The 17,139-nt window shown below is 32.9% G+C and carries 17 protein-coding genes; 16 read left to right on the top strand and 1 reads right to left on the bottom strand.

Annotated elements, in window-relative coordinates; genetic code table 11:
• The first annotated feature begins 256 nt into the window (after window positions 1-256).
• The 9 genes from H528_RS14865 to H528_RS13630 are packed head-to-tail and all read left to right on the top strand — an operon-like array spanning window position 257 to window position 8,340.
• Window positions 257-445: a four helix bundle protein gene (locus H528_RS14865; protein WP_342664973.1), complete on the top strand. Its 189-nt coding sequence runs from the start codon at window positions 257-259 to the stop codon at window positions 443-445.
• Window positions 402-1,178 carry a glucose-1-phosphate cytidylyltransferase gene (gene rfbF, locus H528_RS0111310; protein WP_022854420.1) on the top strand — a complete coding sequence of 259 codons (777 nt, stop codon included), beginning with the start codon at window positions 402-404 and terminating at the stop codon, window positions 1,176-1,178. Before H528_RS14865 ends, rfbF begins: the two co-directional genes overlap by 44 nt.
• 1 nt (window position 1,179) lies before the next feature.
• On the top strand, window positions 1,180-2,079 hold the full coding sequence (locus H528_RS0111305; protein WP_022854419.1) for an NAD-dependent epimerase/dehydratase family protein: 900 nt from the start codon (window positions 1,180-1,182) through the stop codon (window positions 2,077-2,079).
• Window positions 2,066-3,154: a CDP-glucose 4,6-dehydratase gene (rfbG, locus tag H528_RS0111300; protein WP_022854418.1), complete on the top strand. Its 1,089-nt coding sequence runs from the start codon at window positions 2,066-2,068 to the stop codon at window positions 3,152-3,154. Before H528_RS0111305 ends, rfbG begins: the two co-directional genes overlap by 14 nt.
• A gap of 1 nt (window position 3,155) precedes the next feature.
• Window positions 3,156-3,293, top strand: a complete 138-nt coding sequence (locus H528_RS14490; protein ID WP_022854417.1) for a hypothetical protein — start codon at window positions 3,156-3,158, stop codon at window positions 3,291-3,293.
• Entirely contained in the window at window positions 3,293-4,933 is a 1,641-nt protein-coding gene (gene rfbH / locus H528_RS13635) for a lipopolysaccharide biosynthesis protein RfbH (RefSeq protein WP_022854416.1), read from the top strand. Before H528_RS14490 ends, rfbH begins: the two co-directional genes overlap by 1 nt.
• Before the next feature lie 19 nt (window positions 4,934-4,952).
• A complete protein-coding gene (locus tag H528_RS0111285) occupies window positions 4,953-5,975 on the top strand; it encodes a GDP-mannose 4,6-dehydratase (protein ID WP_022854415.1) in 1,023 nt (340 codons plus the stop codon).
• Window positions 5,976-5,991: 16 nt separating this feature from the next.
• Window positions 5,992-7,290, top strand: coding sequence for an MATE family efflux transporter (locus H528_RS0111280; protein WP_022854414.1), 1,299 nt, complete (start codon window positions 5,992-5,994; stop codon window positions 7,288-7,290).
• Window positions 7,291-7,293: 3 nt separating this feature from the next.
• Window positions 7,294-8,340, top strand: coding sequence for a glycosyltransferase family 2 protein (locus H528_RS13630; protein ID WP_084677720.1), 1,047 nt, complete (start codon window positions 7,294-7,296; stop codon window positions 8,338-8,340).
• Between the two features lie 495 nt (window positions 8,341-8,835).
• Here H528_RS13630 and H528_RS14565 read toward each other — a convergent pair whose 3' ends face one another.
• Entirely contained in the window at window positions 8,836-9,084 is a 249-nt protein-coding gene (locus tag H528_RS14565) for a hypothetical protein (RefSeq protein WP_169352797.1), read from the bottom strand.
• Window positions 9,085-9,503: 419 nt separating this feature from the next.
• On the opposite strand from H528_RS14565, the gene H528_RS0111265 reads away from it, so the two are divergent.
• The 7 genes from H528_RS0111265 to H528_RS0111230 form a co-directional block, all read left to right on the top strand.
• Window positions 9,504-10,544, top strand: a complete 1,041-nt coding sequence (locus H528_RS0111265; protein ID WP_022854411.1) for a glycosyltransferase family 9 protein — start codon at window positions 9,504-9,506, stop codon at window positions 10,542-10,544.
• Window positions 10,545-10,861: 317 nt separating this feature from the next.
• Complete coding sequence (locus H528_RS0111255; protein ID WP_084677719.1) at window positions 10,862-11,917, top strand: transposase; 1,056 nt, start codon at window positions 10,862-10,864, stop codon at window positions 11,915-11,917.
• Window positions 11,918-11,938: 21 nt separating this feature from the next.
• Complete coding sequence (gene hldE / locus H528_RS0111250; RefSeq protein WP_022854408.1) at window positions 11,939-13,357, top strand: bifunctional D-glycero-beta-D-manno-heptose-7-phosphate kinase/D-glycero-beta-D-manno-heptose 1-phosphate adenylyltransferase HldE; 1,419 nt, start codon at window positions 11,939-11,941, stop codon at window positions 13,355-13,357.
• Window positions 13,358-13,647: 290 nt separating this feature from the next.
• Complete coding sequence (locus H528_RS0111245) at window positions 13,648-14,442, top strand: sulfotransferase domain-containing protein (RefSeq protein ID WP_169352796.1); 795 nt, start codon at window positions 13,648-13,650, stop codon at window positions 14,440-14,442.
• Between the two features lie 36 nt (window positions 14,443-14,478).
• The gene (locus tag H528_RS0111240; RefSeq protein ID WP_022854406.1) at window positions 14,479-15,681 is read left to right on the top strand and encodes a glycosyltransferase family 4 protein; all 1,203 of its coding nucleotides are present in this window, start codon (window positions 14,479-14,481) and stop codon (window positions 15,679-15,681) included.
• 16 nt (window positions 15,682-15,697) lie between these two features.
• Window positions 15,698-16,687 (top strand): NAD-dependent epimerase/dehydratase family protein, encoded by a 990-nt coding sequence (locus tag H528_RS13625; protein WP_022854405.1) that lies wholly within the window; start codon window positions 15,698-15,700, stop codon window positions 16,685-16,687.
• A gap of 99 nt (window positions 16,688-16,786) precedes the next feature.
• Window positions 16,787-17,139, top strand: a 353-nt coding sequence (locus H528_RS0111230; RefSeq protein WP_022854404.1) for an IS5/IS1182 family transposase, incomplete at its 3' end; no start/stop codon positions are given.

Below are 17,139 nucleotides of genomic sequence, written 5' to 3'. Positions count from 1 at the left end.
AGATAAAACTCCCTGATGCCGTCATAGCATCTACTGCTATAGTGCATCAAAAGATACTAATAACTAACAATGAGAAAGATTTTAAGGATATTGTAAAAGTCTGGAATCCATTGAAAGAAATATGATTTTAACAGCCGGAATACGGAAAATTCAAAGGGCAAAGGGCGATGTGCGCGGAAGGTCGTATAGGTTGTAAAAGTTGTAAAGGTTATAGAGGTGGATAAGAGGTTTAGTGGTGGGTAGTTGGAAGGAATTGATGGTTTGGCAGAGATCGCACGAAATGGTTTTAGATGTTTATAGTTTGGTGAAAGACTTTCCCAAGCAGGAAACTTATTCTCTAGTTGATCAACTAAAAAGAGCAGCTTATTCTGTTCCAGCAAATATTGTTGAGGGGTGTATATATGAAGGTAGTAATTCTTGCTGGTGGATTTGGAACAAGGCTTAGTGAGGAAACTCACTTAAAGCCGAAGCCAATGGTAGAAATAGGAGGTAAGCCCATTTTATGGCATATTATGAAAGTATATTCTGCTTATGGTTTTAATGATTTCATCATTTGCCTTGGATATAAAGGTTACGTTATAAAAGAATATTTTGCCAATTATTTTCTACACATGGCAGATGTAACTATAGATTTAAAGAATAACAAAATAGAAGTTCATAGTGCCAAAGCTGAACCATGGAGGGTAACGCTTGTTGATACTGGGCTTAATACGATGACAGGTGGTAGAATTAAAAGAATCCAAAAGTTTATTGGCGATGAGACTTTTATGCTTACTTATGGAGATGGCGTTGGAGATATAGATATAAAAACTTTGGTAGAATTTCATAAAAAGCATGGCAAATATGCCACAGTTACTGCTGTCCAGCCCTCTGGAAGGTTTGGGGCTCTGGAACTGGATGAGAAGGACAATGTCTTATCATTTCGAGAGAAACCCAGGGGAGATGGCGCTTGGATAAATGGAGGTTTTTTTGTTTTGGAGCCTGCTGTTTTTGATTACATAGAGGGCGACGAGACAGTATGGGAGAGAGAACCTTTAGAAAATCTAGCGAAGGATGGGCAATTGGTGGCTTACAAGCACAGAGGTTTTTGGAAATGTATGGATACTCTTCGAGATAAAAACGAACTTGAAAAGCTTTGGCAATCTGGCAATCCTCCTTGGAAGGTATGGAAAGATTAAGATGAAAAAGACCATCCTCCTTACAGGTGCAACTGGCTTTCTGGGTAGTCATCTAGCAGAAAGATTTGTTCACGAAGGATATAAAGTTATTATTCTTAAAAGAAGCTTTTCTGATATATGGAGGATACAGCATATTATTAACAAACTTATATGTTATGATATTGACAAAATATCTTTAGTTAAACCTTTTGAGGAATATGAGATAGATGTAGTTATACATACAGCTACAAAATATGGAAGAAAGGGTGAAAGTGTTAGAGAAATAGTCGAAGCTAATCTATATTTTCCTCTTCAACTTTTGGAGATCTCCATTTCGTTTAATACAGGTACTTTTTTAAATACGGATACTATTTTGTGCAAGTATTTAAATTACTATTCTTTATCAAAAAAACAATTTGTTGAATGGCTAAAGATCTTTTCTGAAAAGATAAGGGTAATTAATTTGAAATTAGAGCATATATATGGAGAAAAGGATGATACTACAAAATTTATCCCTTGGATAATAAATCAGCTATTAAAAAATGTAGAAGAGATAAAATTAACCGAAGGTAAGCAAAAAAGAGATTTTGTATATGTGCAAGATGTAGTAGAAGCTTATTATATGGTCTTGATTCATATAGACAACTTAGAAAAAAGATTTTACGAATATGAGATAGGTTCAGGCAACTCTATGCAAATTAGAACGCTAGTAGAACTTATAAAGAAGTTAACAGGTAATAATAAAACTTTTTTGCATTTTGGTGCTTTACCTTATAGAGAAAACGAAATAATGGAATCTAGAGCAAACCTTGAAATGATAAAGCGAGATATAGGATGGTTCCCCAAAGTCTCTTTAGAGGAGGGACTTCTTAGAACTATAAGATGGTATAAGAATAGGGAGAAAGTTAATGAAAGAACATAATTTATTCGCTGGCATTTATAAAAATAGAAAAATTTTTATTACAGGCCATACGGGTTTTAAAGGAAGCTGGCTTGCGCTGTGGTTTACAGAACTAGGAGCAGAAGTTATAGGATATTCCTTAGAGCCACCTACAAGGCCCAGTTTATTTGAGGTGCTTGGACTTAAGAAGAGAGTTATTCACATAATTGGAGATATAAGAGATGAAGCTAAGCTTAAAGCTGTGTTTAGGAAATATAAGCCAGAAATTGTATTCCATTTAGCTGCTCAACCGCTTGTAAGATTGTCTTACAAAGAACCAAAGCTTACTTATGAAACCAATGTAATCGGAACCCTAAACCTTTTTGAAGCTGTTAGAGAGACAGAAAGTGTTAAGGTAGTGATAAATGTAACTAGCGACAAATGCTATAAGAACAAAGAGTGGGTTTATGGATATAGAGAGAATGATCCAATGGGAGGGTATGACCCTTACAGTTCAAGCAAAGGATGTGCTGAACTTTTGACTGCGGCATATAGAAATTCTTACTTCAATCCCGAAGATTATGGGAAGACCCATCAGGTTTCTCTGGCCTCGGTGAGAGCTGGAAATGTAATAGGAGGAGGAGACTGGCAGTTTGACAGACTGATCCCCGACTGTGTTAAGGCGCTTTCAAAAGGCGAAGTAATAAAAATAAGAAATCCTGAGTCTATAAGACCATGGCAGCATGTTCTTGAACCGCTTTATGGATATCTTTTGCTGGCTGCCAAGATGTGGGAAGAGCCCACTAAATACTGCGAGGGATGGAACTTCGGTCCGTCCGATGATGATATAGCTACCGTAAAAGAAGTAGTAGAAAAGGTAATAGCCTTTTGGGGAGAAGGTAAATATGAGGTTATTCCAGACAGGAAATACCATGAGGCAAGGCTTTTAAAGCTTGATACAAGCAAGGCTAGAATGAGGCTAGGGTGGCGGCCAAAATGGAATTTGAACAAGGCTTTAGAGCAGACAGTGCGCTGGTATAAGCTTTTTTATGAGGAGCAGGAGGATATGGTAGAGGTTACAGTAAATCAAATCAAAGAATATTGTGCTGAGGCTTAAAATGTCAGAAGGAAAACAAGTGTTTTATCAGTGGGAGTGGGATGAGGAAGAAGAGAAGAAGTTTAATGAATATGTTCATATTCTAAACATGAAAATGTTAGATGAGGAATATGGTGAGGAGAATATGGAGGATTGGTAATGAGAGAGGGTGAAATTTGGTGGGTTGAAGCGGGATATACTGACAGGAATAGACGAAAAGCGCGTCCAGTTGTTGTAGTTAAAGTACTTGAAAGAGATGCTTTTTATTATCTTCCACTAACTTCTCAAAAAATAAACTCTTTAAAAGAGGGAGAGATTTTACTTACTCATGAGGATATGGAATCAGGAACTATAAAAACTTCTAAAGTTTTAGTGTTTAAGGGTTGTATATGTAACAGAAAATATTTATTAAAAAAAATAGGAAAACTTAAAAGAGCCTCTTTTGACAAAGTCGTTAGAGAGCTTATTTTTTACCATACTAAAAACTATGTAAAGATATTTCATACCTCGTCTCCATTCACTCCTGGAAAAACTCGTATCAACTATGCTGGCAGAGTATATAACGAGAAAGAGATTCAAAATCTCGTAGATTCAGCCCTTGATTTCTGGCTTACAGCCGGAAGATTTGACCGCGAGTTCTGTGCTAAGTTTTCCCAATACCTGAATGTCAAACATGTGCTTACCTGTAACTCCGGCTCTTCAGCCAATCTACTTGCCGTATCTGCCCTTACTTCTCATAAACTCAGAGAGTTTAAGCTTAATCCCGGAGATGAAATTATCACTGTTGCCGCAGGTTTTCCAACGACGGTAGCTCCCATAATTCAGAATAATCTTGTTCCGGTGTTTGTGGACATAGAACTCGGGACCTACAACATAAATACTGATCTTCTGGAAGGAGCCATATCTCCAAGGAACAAAGCCATATTTTTGGCCCACACTCTCGGGATTCCCTTTAATCTTGATAGAGTTTTAGAGATAGCGGAAAAATACAATCTCTGGGTAATAGAAGATAATTGTGATGCCCTTGGTGCGGAATATACCCTTAAAAGAGAGTACAAACTTATAAACGGCAAGGTTGTAAGCGGCAGGCGGTTCACTGGCACTTTTGGGCATATTGGGACTTCAAGTTTTTATCCAGCACATCACATAACGATGGGGGAAGGGGGAGCTGTATATACAGACGATACGAGGCTTTATAGAATTCTTCTCTCTTTTAGGGACTGGGGGAGGGATTGCTGGTGCGAGCCGGGAAAAGACAATACGTGTGGGAAGAGATTTTCCCAGAAGCTTGGAGATTTACCGGAGGGTTATGATCACAAATATATTTACTCACACCTTGGATATAATCTAAAGATTACGGATATGCAGGCAGCCGTTGGAGTTGCCCAGCTCGAGAAGCTTGCAGGTTTTGTAGAAACAAGGCGCAGAAATTGGCAGAAGCTTTATGAGGGCTTAAAAGAACTGGAAGAATTTTTTATTCTGCCGCGATATCCTGAAAATGCTCATCCTTCGCCGTTTGGGTTTGTGCTTACAATCCGTGATGGTGCTCCGTTTACACGGAAGGAGATAGTTTCTTATCTTGAAGAAAAAGGAATACAGACAAGAATGATCTTTGCTGGGAATATTACCAGACAGCCAGCTATGGTAGATGGGGGTTACGAATATCGGGTAGTGGGAGAGCTGAAGAATACGAATAAGGTCATGATGGATACATTTTGGGTTGGAGTTTACCCAGGACTTACAGATGTCATGGTAGATTATATGATTGAACAAATAATTTGCTTTTGCCAAAAATTTTAAATGATATAGGTGTATACCGATGAAATATTTGATAACAGGTGGTTGTGGATTTTTGGGTTCTAACTTAGCATCTGAAGTTTTGAGAAAAAGAGAGGAACTTATAATATTTGATAATCTTTATCGGATTGGTTCATATGAGAATTTAGAATGGTTAAAACAACAAGGCGATTTTAGATTTGTGCATGGGGATATAAGAAACAGAGAAGACATAGAGAAAGTAATAAAAGAAGAAAAACCAGATGTTATTTTTCACTTGGCTGGACAGGTAGCAATGACAACATCTATAGAAAATCCAAGACTTGATTTTGAAGTAAATGCACTAGGAACCTTTAATTTACTTGACGCTGTTAGAAAATACTCTCCAGAAAGCATAATAATATATTCTTCAACTAATAAAGTTTATGGTGATCTTGGATGGGTAAGATATGAAGAAACAGAGACGAGATATATTGCTCCAGATTTTCCAAATGGGTTTCCGGAAAGTATTCCTTTGGATTTTCACTCTCCTTATGGTTGTTCAAAAGGTGCTGCCGATCAGTATATGCTTGATTTTTGTAGAATATATGGGATCAAAACGGTGGTTTTTAGGCATTCTTCAATGTATGGTGGAAGGCAATTTGCAACTTATGATCAGGGATGGATAGGTTGGTTTTGCTTGAAAGCAATAGAAATTAAAAAAGGCTTATTAAAAGAGCCTTTTACTATACATGGCAATGGGAAACAAGTCAGAGATGTATTATATGCTGATGATATGATAGAACTATATTTCAAAACCATAGAAAATATCGAAAAAGCAAAAGGAGAAGCCTTTAATATTGGTGGAGGAATGGAAAATAGTTTGTCTTTACTTGAGCTTTTCAGTCTTCTTGAAAAGGAACTCGATATAAAAATGAGGTATAAGAAGCTTCCTTGGAGAGAAAGCGATCAGAAGATATTTGTGGCGGATATTAGGAAAGCACAAAAACTAATTGGTTGGCAACCTAAAGTTAGTAAATATAACGGAATACAAAAAATGCTAGAGTGGATTAAAAAACTTGTATAAAATGTGCTTCTATTCGATGAGATGGAATGGACGTATAGTAGCGATAGCAGGAAATTTTAGATTAGAAAAACATCATTATATCGCTTTTGTCGGTTGGATTTCAAAAATAATTACAGCAGTATTATTACTAATAAATACTAGAATTTTGATTGATTTAATAGGAATAGAAGGATTTGCTGCGCATTCAATAATATTTTCGTTGATAGGATGGTTAGCCTTATTCAATTTAGGTTTACCAAATGCTGTACAAAATACTATTTCTAAATATAGAGTCAACAAACTTTCATATGCAGAAATTTTAAGTGTTGTTGAATTTTTGGTTATAACTATATTTTGGATAGCAATACCTGTATTATTTTTATTGTCTTATGGGGTTAAAAAGTTTTTGTTAAATAATTATCAATTTGTAAATTTGTTATCTTTATTTATTTCATTATTTTTAATTTTCCTAAACGGTCTTACCGAAATTTATTCGAAAATTTTGTTTGCGGAACATAGAGGATACTTGCCTAATATGTATCCAGCAATTATTTCAATATCAATTTTTTTTATCCTTGTTATATTTAAATTTTTGGGTATAACTAAATTTAATGTGGTACTATGCAGTTATTTTATTCCTTATGCGTTTGTTTTTATGTTAGCTCATATGCAATCTGTTGGATTTATATTCCCAAAGTTCAATAGATTGATGATTAAAGAACTTTTTTCTCTATCTAAAAAGTTCTTTATTTTTGCTCTACTTGCAGCTTTAACTTTAAGAGTAGATTATATTATCATGTCAAAAATTTTAAATGCACAAGAAATAGCAATTTATAATGTCGATTTTAAAGTTTTTAGTTTGTTCTCGGTACTTTATAATACTCTTTTATTTGCGTTGTGGCCGGTAATGTCAGAATTGCTTCACAAGAAAGAATTTCTTCTAGCTAAGAAGAAGCTATTTAGTACTTTAAAAATCGGTTTTGCCTTGGTTATTTGTGGAACATTGTTTGTTATAATATTTAAAAATTCTTTATTTCAAATCATAACTGGAAGAAAAGAATTATATTTATCCTATACCACAGCAATTTTAACCGGTATTTATTTCTTGGTCAGGATATGGACGGATACTTTTGCAGCAGCGGTTCAAAGTATAAATGAAGTAAGTATTTTAATTAAAACTGTCCCTTTTCAGGCATTTATAAGTTTAATTGGCCAATGGTTCTTTGGTAGTTTATATGGAATTAATGGAATATTTTTAGGATTGATTTTATCTTTTTTACTAACAGTGGCTTGGATTTTGCCAATAAAATTTTATAAGATTATTAAAGGGGTATAAAAAGTGAAAAATACACTTCTTTCTATATGTATTCCTACATATAATAGAGGAAATTTTTTGAATGAAACTATAGAAAGTGTTGTATTACAAATAACAGATGATATAAAAGATAAGGTTGAACTTTGTATAAGTGATAATGCCTCCACCGATAATACGGATGAAATTATAGAAAAATGGAAAAAGAAGTCCCCAATTCACATTGTATATCATAAAAATGAGGAGAATTTAGGTCCGGATAGGAATTATCTTAAAGTTATTGAGATCGCCAATGGTAAATATTGCTGGTTACTTGGTAGCGATGATAAGCTTAAAGAGGGGAGTATAGAAAGAATATTAAATGAACTAAAGGAAGAATGTGATATTTATTTATGCAATAGGATAGATTGTGACTTTAATATGAGGCCTGTTAGGGTGAGTTATTTTTTAGACAGAAAAGTAAATGATAAAGTGTTTGATTTTTTAAATAAAGAAGATTTTAAATTTTATCTTAAAAATGCGAGATTATTAGAAAGTTTTTTCACTTATTTAAGTTCTGTAATTTTTCTAAAAGATAAATGGGATAAGGTTTTATTAGATAGTAGGTTTATTGGGACAGGGTATCCTCATGTTTTTAAATTAATGTCATTTTTTTATTTGGATTCTAATTTTAAAGTTAAATACATAAAAGAGCCTCTAGTTTTTTTTAGAAGTGGTAATGATAGTTTTTTGGAAGGAAGAGGTGTTGTTGGAAGGTTTTTGTTAGATTTAAATGCCTGGGAAATGCTTGCGGATAATTTTTTAAAAGAGGAAGACTACAGGAAATTGTTTTTGAGAGTTTTTCTTTCTCATTATAGATGGATGAATATTCTTAAAATATTAGCTTATGTGTATAGAGATGTTAGTAAAGAATATAATGATAAAGACATAATACGCAAAGTAGAAGGATTTGGTTTAAATAAATATTTTTTATGTTTTTTAGCTTTATGCGCGAAAATCTTAAGCTATAAAATAGATTTCCTAGTAACATTAAAGAAAAAGTTAATAAAGATGAGTTTTTTAATCATTTTTTAAAATGAGATCTTTTGCGAAGTTTTATATGACTTGGTTTTTGTATGTACCTTACCTGTTGTTATTTTGTGTATTTTTTTTGTTTGGAATTTATAATATATCGATTTTTCATAGAAGTTCTCTACTTTATAAGTTGAGGATATTTATAGAGGTATTAATTGTTTTGATATTTCCAGTTTATGTTTTGATTAAAAAAAGGATAGAAATACCATATTTTATTTTAATAATTTTTTTAGCTACATTGCCATCTGTATTTTTAATGGGATTGCAAGGTACATTTTCGATGACAACATTTAGTTATATTGTTCTTTTTTTGACTTTTTTGGTTACCTATAATGTAAGTAAAAGGCAATTCTTAATGCTTGCAAAAATATCGGCTTTTTATTATTTAGTTTTCAGTTTTGTTGTTATATTTTTGGTTTTGAAGGGTGTGCTCCCTAATAAGGTTATTTATTCTGATGGAAGGGTTAGATTCTTTATGGGGTTTGAGTATGTGAATCATTTTTCACTAATTGTTTTTTTGTCATTTTTAACGTTCTGTTTTGTGAGGATGTGTAATATGTCGTTTGTTGTACTTTTATATTTTATATTAATTCTTTGTTTTACTGGTTCACGTTCTTTTTTCTTTGCTATAGTTTTATCTCTATTTGTGGTGATAGGTATTAAATTCTTCTTGTTTTTACCTAAACCTTGTAAATCATTATTGATGCTATTTATTGCTTTTTTATTTATAATTATCGGAATCATTTTGCCCTTGGGTTCGTATGCTTTAAGGATTGCATATCCTAACTTAGATTATCTATTTTCTTCCAGACTATATTTATATGAAACTAGTTTGAAGGAAAACTTTTATTTAATAAATTTTTTCTTTGGGAACGTGGATCCAAATGTAGATTCTACATATTTAGATCTTATTGGAGGAATAGGATTTGTGTCCGCAATTATATTATTTTGCTATACACTAATTGCTGTTTATAGGTATAGTATTAATGAAAAATATCTAGAGCTTTTTATTATTTATAATATACTTTTAGTTGGTATTGTGGAGCAAATATTGTCACCAAGTTTTATTCTTTCCTACTTATTTTTGTATTTAATATCTATTAAAAATAGAAATTTGATCATTAAAATTTGAAGTAGAGTTTTCTATGATGGATTTATAAGCAATGAAAAAGGTCCTATTCATCCAAGCTCGGGATTATGGAGACGCAGTTATTTCCACAAAATTGATTAATACATTAGGTAAAAACCTCCCTGATTTAAAATTGGATGTATTTACTAAGCCAATTTTTGTTAGTATTTATAAAAATAACCCATATATAAATAAAATTTACTGTTCTAATTTTCCTATTGGAAAGAGTAAACGATTAGATGTTATTAGCAATATAAATTTAATAAAAACAATTTTAAGATTGAGAAAAAACAAATATAAGTATGTCCTTAATATAGTTGGTGATATCAGAGAAAACTTTATTGGTAAATTAATCAATCCAAAAAAGAATATCGGTATTTTATGGCACAATGATCATTTGTATGCAAGATTTATTAGAAATGGTAATGGAAAGTTTTTAGACGAAAAAATAAAAGTACCTCGAGATGTTATCAACATATACGATATTTTAGACTTTATTGCTACATACTTTGGCTGTAAAAAAATTGAACCACCTAAAATATTTCTTGACCAGGAAAAACTTTTAAAAATAAAATTTAGTATTCAACAAAAAATTATAGCAATACATCCTTTTACAAAGAAGAAACATAATTTCTGGAGTTTTGATAAATGGATTAAGTTAATCAATATTTTAAAGAAAGATCATATCTTATGGATATTCTGTGCGCCTGACGAAAGAAAAGTGGCAGAACATATCTTTAAAGATTTAATAAATAATGAAAAAGTTTCAATTCAAACCGGTAATCTAGAAGATTTTTTTATTAAACTTTCTCTATCAAAACTACTAATAGGTTTAGACAGTTTTGCGGTTCATGTTGCTTATGCTTTAAATGTTCCAAATATTATGCTAAACGGTCCAAATAATTATAAAATATGGCAACCCAAAAACACAAAAGTTGTTTGCAAAACAAATGTTTGTAAATATTATCCTTGTTATAATAAACCTCTATGTGTTGGCAGAAACTTTGAATATATATGTATGAAAGCTATTGAAGTAGAAGATGTATTAATGACAGTAAAAGAGGTTATAAAATGATTTTGAATTTCATTAAAGAACATTTAGAAGTAGTTAAGACATTAGAAGGTTTGGAAAGAGAACATACTACTGGACAGATATTGAGTGAGAAATTTTTTTTGTAAATAAGAGAGAAATGTCTTCTCTTAAATTTAAGCAAAAGTTCTTTTTGTCTTGACAAATCTTTTCTGATATGTTAGCCTCTTGTCAAGCAAAGCAAGGAGGTCGAGTATGAGAAAGTTTACGATGCCAAGTTTCGAAAAGGTTAAAGAGATGCTGTCAACCTGTCTTTATATGTAAATGAGTTCTGCTATTTTAGTCCACATAATCTTCTAACGTTGACCATACTTGTTTATGGGATGATTATGGAAGGCACATCAAATCTTCAGCGCATAACTGATTCCCTCCTTTATTGGGCTAAAAATGAAAGCCTTTACAAGAGATTTATGCGTTTTTTTGACAAGCGTATGGACTTAAGGGGTATAGGGCTTTTTCTTTTGAAGAGATTTTTGTTCTTATTGAAGAATGTCTCTGGTTCTAAGAAGGTAATGATCTATTTGATAATAGACAGGCATGAATGGGAGCGAGGGAAGAAGGTCAACAATTTGCTTACTTTGATGATCTATTCTCCGGAGTGGAATATAGGGTTTCCGATACAGGTAATAGATTTAGACAGTAAAGGGAATTCTTCTATAGAGGAACGCGAATTTTTATTGGAGGAGGTTTATGAGATATTGAGGGAAGATATAGAGAGAGGTAGGATAGAAGTAATGATATTAGGAGACAGGGAATTTGTAGGAGAGAGATGGGAGGATTATATAGGTAGCAAGTTTGGGAACTATATTTTAAGAGTTAAGAGGGATTACGAGGTATGTGATGGGAAGAAGGTGGTAGATATTTATAAAGAGATGGGTATAGGAGAGGTGAGGGAGATTAGGAGGGATGGATGGAGGGTAGTGATAAAGAGGTTATCTGCTTGTAGTGATAGGAGAGATGATTGTTTAGCATTAGTGACATTAGATATGAGTAGTAAGGCGGAGGAGATAATAGGGATTTATGGGAAGAGGTGGCGGATAGAGAAGATGTTTTTAAATATGGAGAGCAATGGGTTTCGGATAAGCGATACGAGGTTTAGAGACAGCAGTAAGGTAGAGATGTTGGTATATATATTGGCGATATGTTATTATTTATCAGAGGTAGTAGGGAGATTAAATGAGAAAGAGTGGATGAAAGGCAAGAAGAGTATCTTTTTAGCTGGATTCAGAGGGGTAAAGAGGCTTTTTAGAGGGATATTTTTGAGAGAGATAGAAAGGATTTGGGAGATCTTAGTTGAATTTGAGTCTAGATTTAGAATGGATTTAGCATTTAACTTGGTGGCTAAAAGTGTCCAGTAGTATGAGAGGAGGAGTTCAGGAATGTTAAGTGATCTAGATTTTACCGATGTTTCTATACTGGTTGTTGGTGACTTGATGCTTGATAAATATTATTTTGGAAGTGTAAATAGAATCTCTCCAGAAGCGCCTGTTCCTATAGTAGAGGTTAATTCCTCTAAATATACTCTGGGTGGAGCTGGAAATGTACTCAATAATATTATTAACATAAAAGCTAAGGCTTATGTAGTTGGAACTATCGGACGAGATCCAAATAGAGAAATTTTAAAGCAACTTTTAGAAGAGAGAAAAGTTAATTATTATTTATTGGAAAGAGATTTACCTACAATTACAAAAGTTAGAGTTATAGCAGGACATCAACAGGTAGTCAGGATAGATTTTGAAGAGATAAAGTTTTTAGACAACAAAGAATCGAAAAAAATTGAACAATATATTTTATCTATAATTGATAAAGTCAATTGTTTGGTTGTTTCGGACTATGGCAAGGGAGTTATTTGCCCTGAATTATCAAGGTTTATTATAGAACTGGCTTATGAAAAAGATTTTCCTGTAGTTGTTGATCCTAAAGGTAAGAATTGGTCTAAATATAAGGGAGCGACTATTGTTACACCTAACCTAAAAGAGCTTTCTGATGTATTGAATGTAGAAGTAAAGAATGAGGATGGTGAGATAGAAAAATACGGTAAAGAAGTTAGAAAAAAGTATAATCTAAAATATCTGTTGGTAACTCGGTCAGAGAAAGGTATGAGTTTGATTGCTGAAGATAAGGTTTATCATATAAGCTCAGAAGCAAAAGAGGTTTACGATGTTTCCGGTGCCGGAGATACAGTTGTTGCGACACTGGCAACAGCTATGTCCGCTGGATTTAGTATACTAAATGCTGTAAAACTTGCCAATACAGCTGCAGGCATAGTGGTGAGTAAAATAGGCACGGCGCCTATTACTTTAGAAGAATTAAAAGAGGCGCTAAGAGGCTACAAAAATAAAAAGGTTAAATCTCTTAAGGAGTTAATACATGAATTGAAAATATTAAGAAATGAAGGAAAGAGGATTGTATTTACAAATGGATGTTTTGATATTTTACACAGGGGACATATAGAGTATTTAAGAGAGGCTAAAACTTTTGGAGACATTCTTATTGTTGGCTTTAATAGTGATAATTCTATAAAGAAGATAAAAGGTAAAGATAGGCCTATAAATAAACAAGAAGACAGGGCGGAACTACTTGCAAGTTTGGAATTTGTAGACTATGTAGTCATATTTGATGAAGAAACCCCTTATAATCTTATTAAAAACATAAAACCAGATGTGTTGGTCAAGGGGGGCGACTATAGAATTGAAGAAGTAGTGGGAAGAGAATTTGCTAAGGAAACAGTATTAGTGTCTTTTATTAAGGATTATTCAACCACAAGGATAATAGAGAAAATAAGAAGTATCGAATGATAATAGTTGCTGAAAGATCTGGTCTTATTGGTAGTAATATACTTAAAATAATTGAAGAGTGAGCAAATATCAATCTTTTGCAGAAGAAGGTATTTTAAATTTAAGATCGTAAGATTTTTAAAAAGTTTCCCTGGGGAGGGTCGATTTTAGAATGCAAATAAGTATCTCGATTGAGAAAATAGCATTGGATTAGATGAACGATGAATAACCTGGTTCTTAAAATAAAAAAGTCAGCTCCTTATAGAAAGTTTATTGCTTTTTTAATGGAATTTTATAGAAAATTTAAAAAAATGTCAGTTAAACCTGAAGACTATATAAAATCTCCCCCAATTTTGGCTAATTCGTTTCCTAAAAGTGGTACTCATTTATTATTACAAATAGTAGAACCTTTTCCTAAAGTTAAAAATTATAAAAAATTTATTGCTTCAATGCCAACGATCACTTTTAGAGAAAGAAGTAAGATAAATACAATAAAAGTTATAAATTCTATACTTCCCGGAGAAATTGTTGCAGCTCACTTGTTTTATGATGAAGATTATTATAAAGCTCTCATAAAATTAAATATTGCCCACTTTTTTATATCTAGAGATTTAAGAGATGTAGTAGTATCAGAAGCTTTTTATTTATCAAAAATGAATCGTTGGCATAGATTGCATAAGTACTTTAAATCTTTATCATCTATTGAAGATCAAATTATGTTTTCGATAAAAGGAAATAGTTTTTTGAAGACTCCTTATGACTACCCAAATATAGCTGAAAGATTTAAAAGATATGCAAAGTGGGTCAAGCATCATAATATTTTTTCTTTAAGGTATGAAGATTTGATGTCTAAAAAAAGAAGGCAGATTATTTCAGATATGGTGCAATTTTATTTGCAAAAAATGAATGCAGGTGAAAGATATAATCTTGATGAATTAGTTCAAAAGATTTTAGAGAACATAAATCCTCAAAAATCCCACACTTTTAGAAAAGGTGGAAGCGGTAATTGGAGGAACTTTTTCACTAATGAACATAAAAAAGCTATGAAAGAAGTAGCTGGTGATCTTCTTATAAAGTTAGGATATGAAAAAGATTTAGATTGGTAAGATAGGGGTTGATAACTTTTAAGCTTAGAGGTACTTATGCGAATTCTAATACACGATTACGCTGGTCATCCTTTTCAAGTTCAGCTAAGCCGTAAATTGGCAGAAAGGGGATATGAGATATTACATATATATTCGCTTTCTGTTTTAACACCAAGAGGAAGACTTAAGAAAATAAAAAATGATCCTAAAAATTTAAATATTAAAGGAATTGCTTTATCTAAAGTTATTGCAAAGTATTCTTATTTAAAGAGATATTTCCAAGAGAAAAAATATGCAAAATTATTGATAAAAGAAATAAAAAAATTCGATCCAGATATTATTATTTCTTCTAATACTCCTATTGTGATACAAGAAGTTTTACTCAATTTTTCAAAGAAATCTAATATTAAATTTATTTTTTGGCTGCAGGATATATATGGAATTGGGATCGAGAAAGTTTTAACTAAAAAGATACCATTATTTGGGAAAGTGATGGCGAAGTATTTTATTAATCTTGAACGAAATTTATTAGAAAATAGTGATAAAATTATTCTTATTACAGAAGATTTTCAATCCATTTTAAAAAGTTGGGGAGTAAATACTGATAAATGTATTGTTATTCATAACTGGGCTCCATTAGAGGAAATTCCTGTATATCTGAAAGATAATCCATGGGCTAGAGATCATTATCTACATGATAAATTTTGTTTTATGTATTCGGGAACTTTAGGGATAAAACATAATCCTGAGTTGCTATTAAAATTGGCCGAAGCTTTTAAAGAAAATAAAAGAATCAAAGTTGTAGTGATTTCGGAAGGTTTAGGAGCGGAGTGGTTAAAAGAGAAAAAGAAAGAAAAAAGTTTAGATAATCTTTTTATAATGAAATTTCAGCCTTTTGAAGTGTTGCCGCAGGTTCTAGCCTCGGCGGATGTTTTGGTGGCTATTCTTGAGGCAGATGCTGGAATCTTTTCAGTACCTTCAAAAGTGCTCACTTATCACTGTGTAGGTCGTCCCCTACTTTTAGCTGTCCCACAAGAAAATTTAGCTGCTAAAATCATAAGAAAATATAATACAGGAATCACTGTAGACCCTAGAGACATACACGCTTTTGTAAATGCTGCCCGGAGACTGCTTGAGAATAAAACATTAAGAAGTAAACTAGGTATTAATGCTCGAAAATATGCTGAGGAACACTTTAATATTGAAAAAATTACTGACAAATTTGAGTGGATTATAAAGGATGTTTTAAAAACTTCATAAAAAAGGAGGTATCGAGATGAAAAAAGCGTTGGTGTGCGGGGCAGGTGGATTTATCGGGCATCATCTTGTTAAAAGATTGAAAAAGGAAGGTTATTGGGTGAGAGGCGTTGATCTTAAGTATCCAGAATTTAGCGAAACAGAGGCTGATGATTTTGTTATAGGAGATTTAAGAGATCCTTATTTTGTTCGTCATATAATTGATATGAAGTTTGATGAAGTTTATCAACTGGCGGCAGATATGGGAGGTGCCGGCTTTGTATTTACAGGAGATAATGATGCAGATATTATGCATAATTCAGCTCTTATAAATCTCAATATATTAGACATCTGCCACAAAAGAAACATAAAAAGAATCTTCTACTCATCATCTGCTTGTGTATATCCCAAATATAATCAAGAAGATCCTAATAATCCTAAATGTTCAGAAGGTTCTGCTTATCCTGCTATGCCTGATAGTGAATATGGGTGGGAAAAACTTTTTAGTGAAAGGCTTTATCTCGCTTATCATAGAAATTATGGGATGGAAGTAAGAATTGCTAGATATCATAATATTTTTGGACCAGAAGGTACTTGGAGAGGTGGAAGAGAAAAAGCTCCGGCAGCTCTTTGTAGAAAAGTAGCTTTAGCTAAACTGCGAGGAGATGATTATATAGAAGTATGGGGAGATGGTAAACAAACTAGGTCGTTTTTGTATATTGATGAATGTATAGAAGGCACCCTTAAGCTTATGAGGTCAGATTTTACTGGTCCAGTGAATATAGGTTCAGAAGAAATGGTAACTATAGATCAATTAGCAGAAATGATTATGGATATTGCCGGAGTTAAATTAAAGATAAAACATGTGCCAGGTCCTCAGGGTGTAAGAGGAAGAAATTCAGACAATAGGCTTATTTATGAAAAATTGGGTTGGAAACCGACGATGCCTTTGAGGGAAGGATTAGAGATTACCTATAAATGGATAGAGGAGGAGGTTAGAAAAGCGCTGGAAAAAGGAGAGAAATTGTAAAAAAGAAATATAAAAGAACATGATGAGACCTTTGCAAAATTACTTGATTCAGAACATTTCTCATGATATTGCTAGAGAAAAACTATAGGAGTTTGACTTATGTTTAAAAAAGACAATTCTCCTATCACTATAGGCGAACATCTCATCTATCAAAATCTCCCTGAAGACATCCTCTCTCGCATTAATAAACTCATCGACTGGAAACCTTTCGAATCTATCCTCGGTAAACTCTACCCCTCTAAAGTCGGACGCAAGGCCTATAACCCCGTCCTTATGCTCAAAATCCTTATCATCCAGCAAATCTATGGCCATTCTGATCCCGAAATGGAACTCATGCTCAAAGGCAATCTCTTCTACCGCCGCTTCCTGGGCATCTCTGCTCTCGACCCTGTCCCTGACTACTCCACTATCTCACGTTTCCGTTCCAACCTCAAATCTATGAACCTTTACCG

The sequence above is a fragment of the Thermodesulfatator atlanticus DSM 21156 genome (assembly GCF_000421585.1).
Classification (GTDB): Bacteria; Desulfobacterota; Thermodesulfobacteria; order Thermodesulfobacteriales; family Thermodesulfatatoraceae; genus Thermodesulfatator; species Thermodesulfatator atlanticus.
Note: the sequence above shows the minus strand (reverse complement) of the source record. Positions and strands in the feature narration are given on the sequence as shown.

Bases quoted from the DNA above. Each gene is read 5' to 3' on its own strand.
- rfbH (WP_022854416.1), top strand. From the start codon at position 3,293: ATGAGAGAGGGTGAAATTTGGTGGGTTGAAGCGGGATATACTGACAGG.
- H528_RS0111285 (WP_022854415.1), top strand. From the start codon at position 4,953: ATGAAATATTTGATAACAGGTGGTTGTGGATTTTTGGGTTCTAACTTA.
- H528_RS13625 (WP_022854405.1), top strand. From the start codon at position 15,698: ATGAAAAAAGCGTTGGTGTGCGGGGCAGGTGGATTTATCGGGCATCAT.
- H528_RS0111245 (WP_169352796.1), top strand. From the start codon at position 13,648: ATGTCAGTTAAACCTGAAGACTATATAAAATCTCCCCCAATTTTGGCT.
- H528_RS14865 (WP_342664973.1), top strand. From the start codon at position 257: ATGGTTTGGCAGAGATCGCACGAAATGGTTTTAGATGTTTATAGTTTG.
- rfbF (WP_022854420.1), top strand. From the start codon at position 402: ATGAAGGTAGTAATTCTTGCTGGTGGATTTGGAACAAGGCTTAGTGAG.
- rfbG (WP_022854418.1), top strand. From the start codon at position 2,066: ATGAAAGAACATAATTTATTCGCTGGCATTTATAAAAATAGAAAAATT.
- H528_RS0111240 (WP_022854406.1), top strand. From the start codon at position 14,479: ATGCGAATTCTAATACACGATTACGCTGGTCATCCTTTTCAAGTTCAG.
- H528_RS14490 (WP_022854417.1), top strand. From the start codon at position 3,156: ATGTCAGAAGGAAAACAAGTGTTTTATCAGTGGGAGTGGGATGAGGAA.
- hldE (WP_022854408.1), top strand. From the start codon at position 11,939: ATGTTAAGTGATCTAGATTTTACCGATGTTTCTATACTGGTTGTTGGT.
- H528_RS0111280 (WP_022854414.1), top strand. From the start codon at position 5,992: ATGAGATGGAATGGACGTATAGTAGCGATAGCAGGAAATTTTAGATTA.
- H528_RS0111265 (WP_022854411.1), top strand. From the start codon at position 9,504: ATGAAAAAGGTCCTATTCATCCAAGCTCGGGATTATGGAGACGCAGTT.
- H528_RS0111305 (WP_022854419.1), top strand. From the start codon at position 1,180: ATGAAAAAGACCATCCTCCTTACAGGTGCAACTGGCTTTCTGGGTAGT.
- H528_RS14565 (WP_169352797.1), bottom strand. From the start codon at position 9,084: ATGATTCCGATAATTATAAATAAAAAAGCAATAAATAGCATCAATAAT.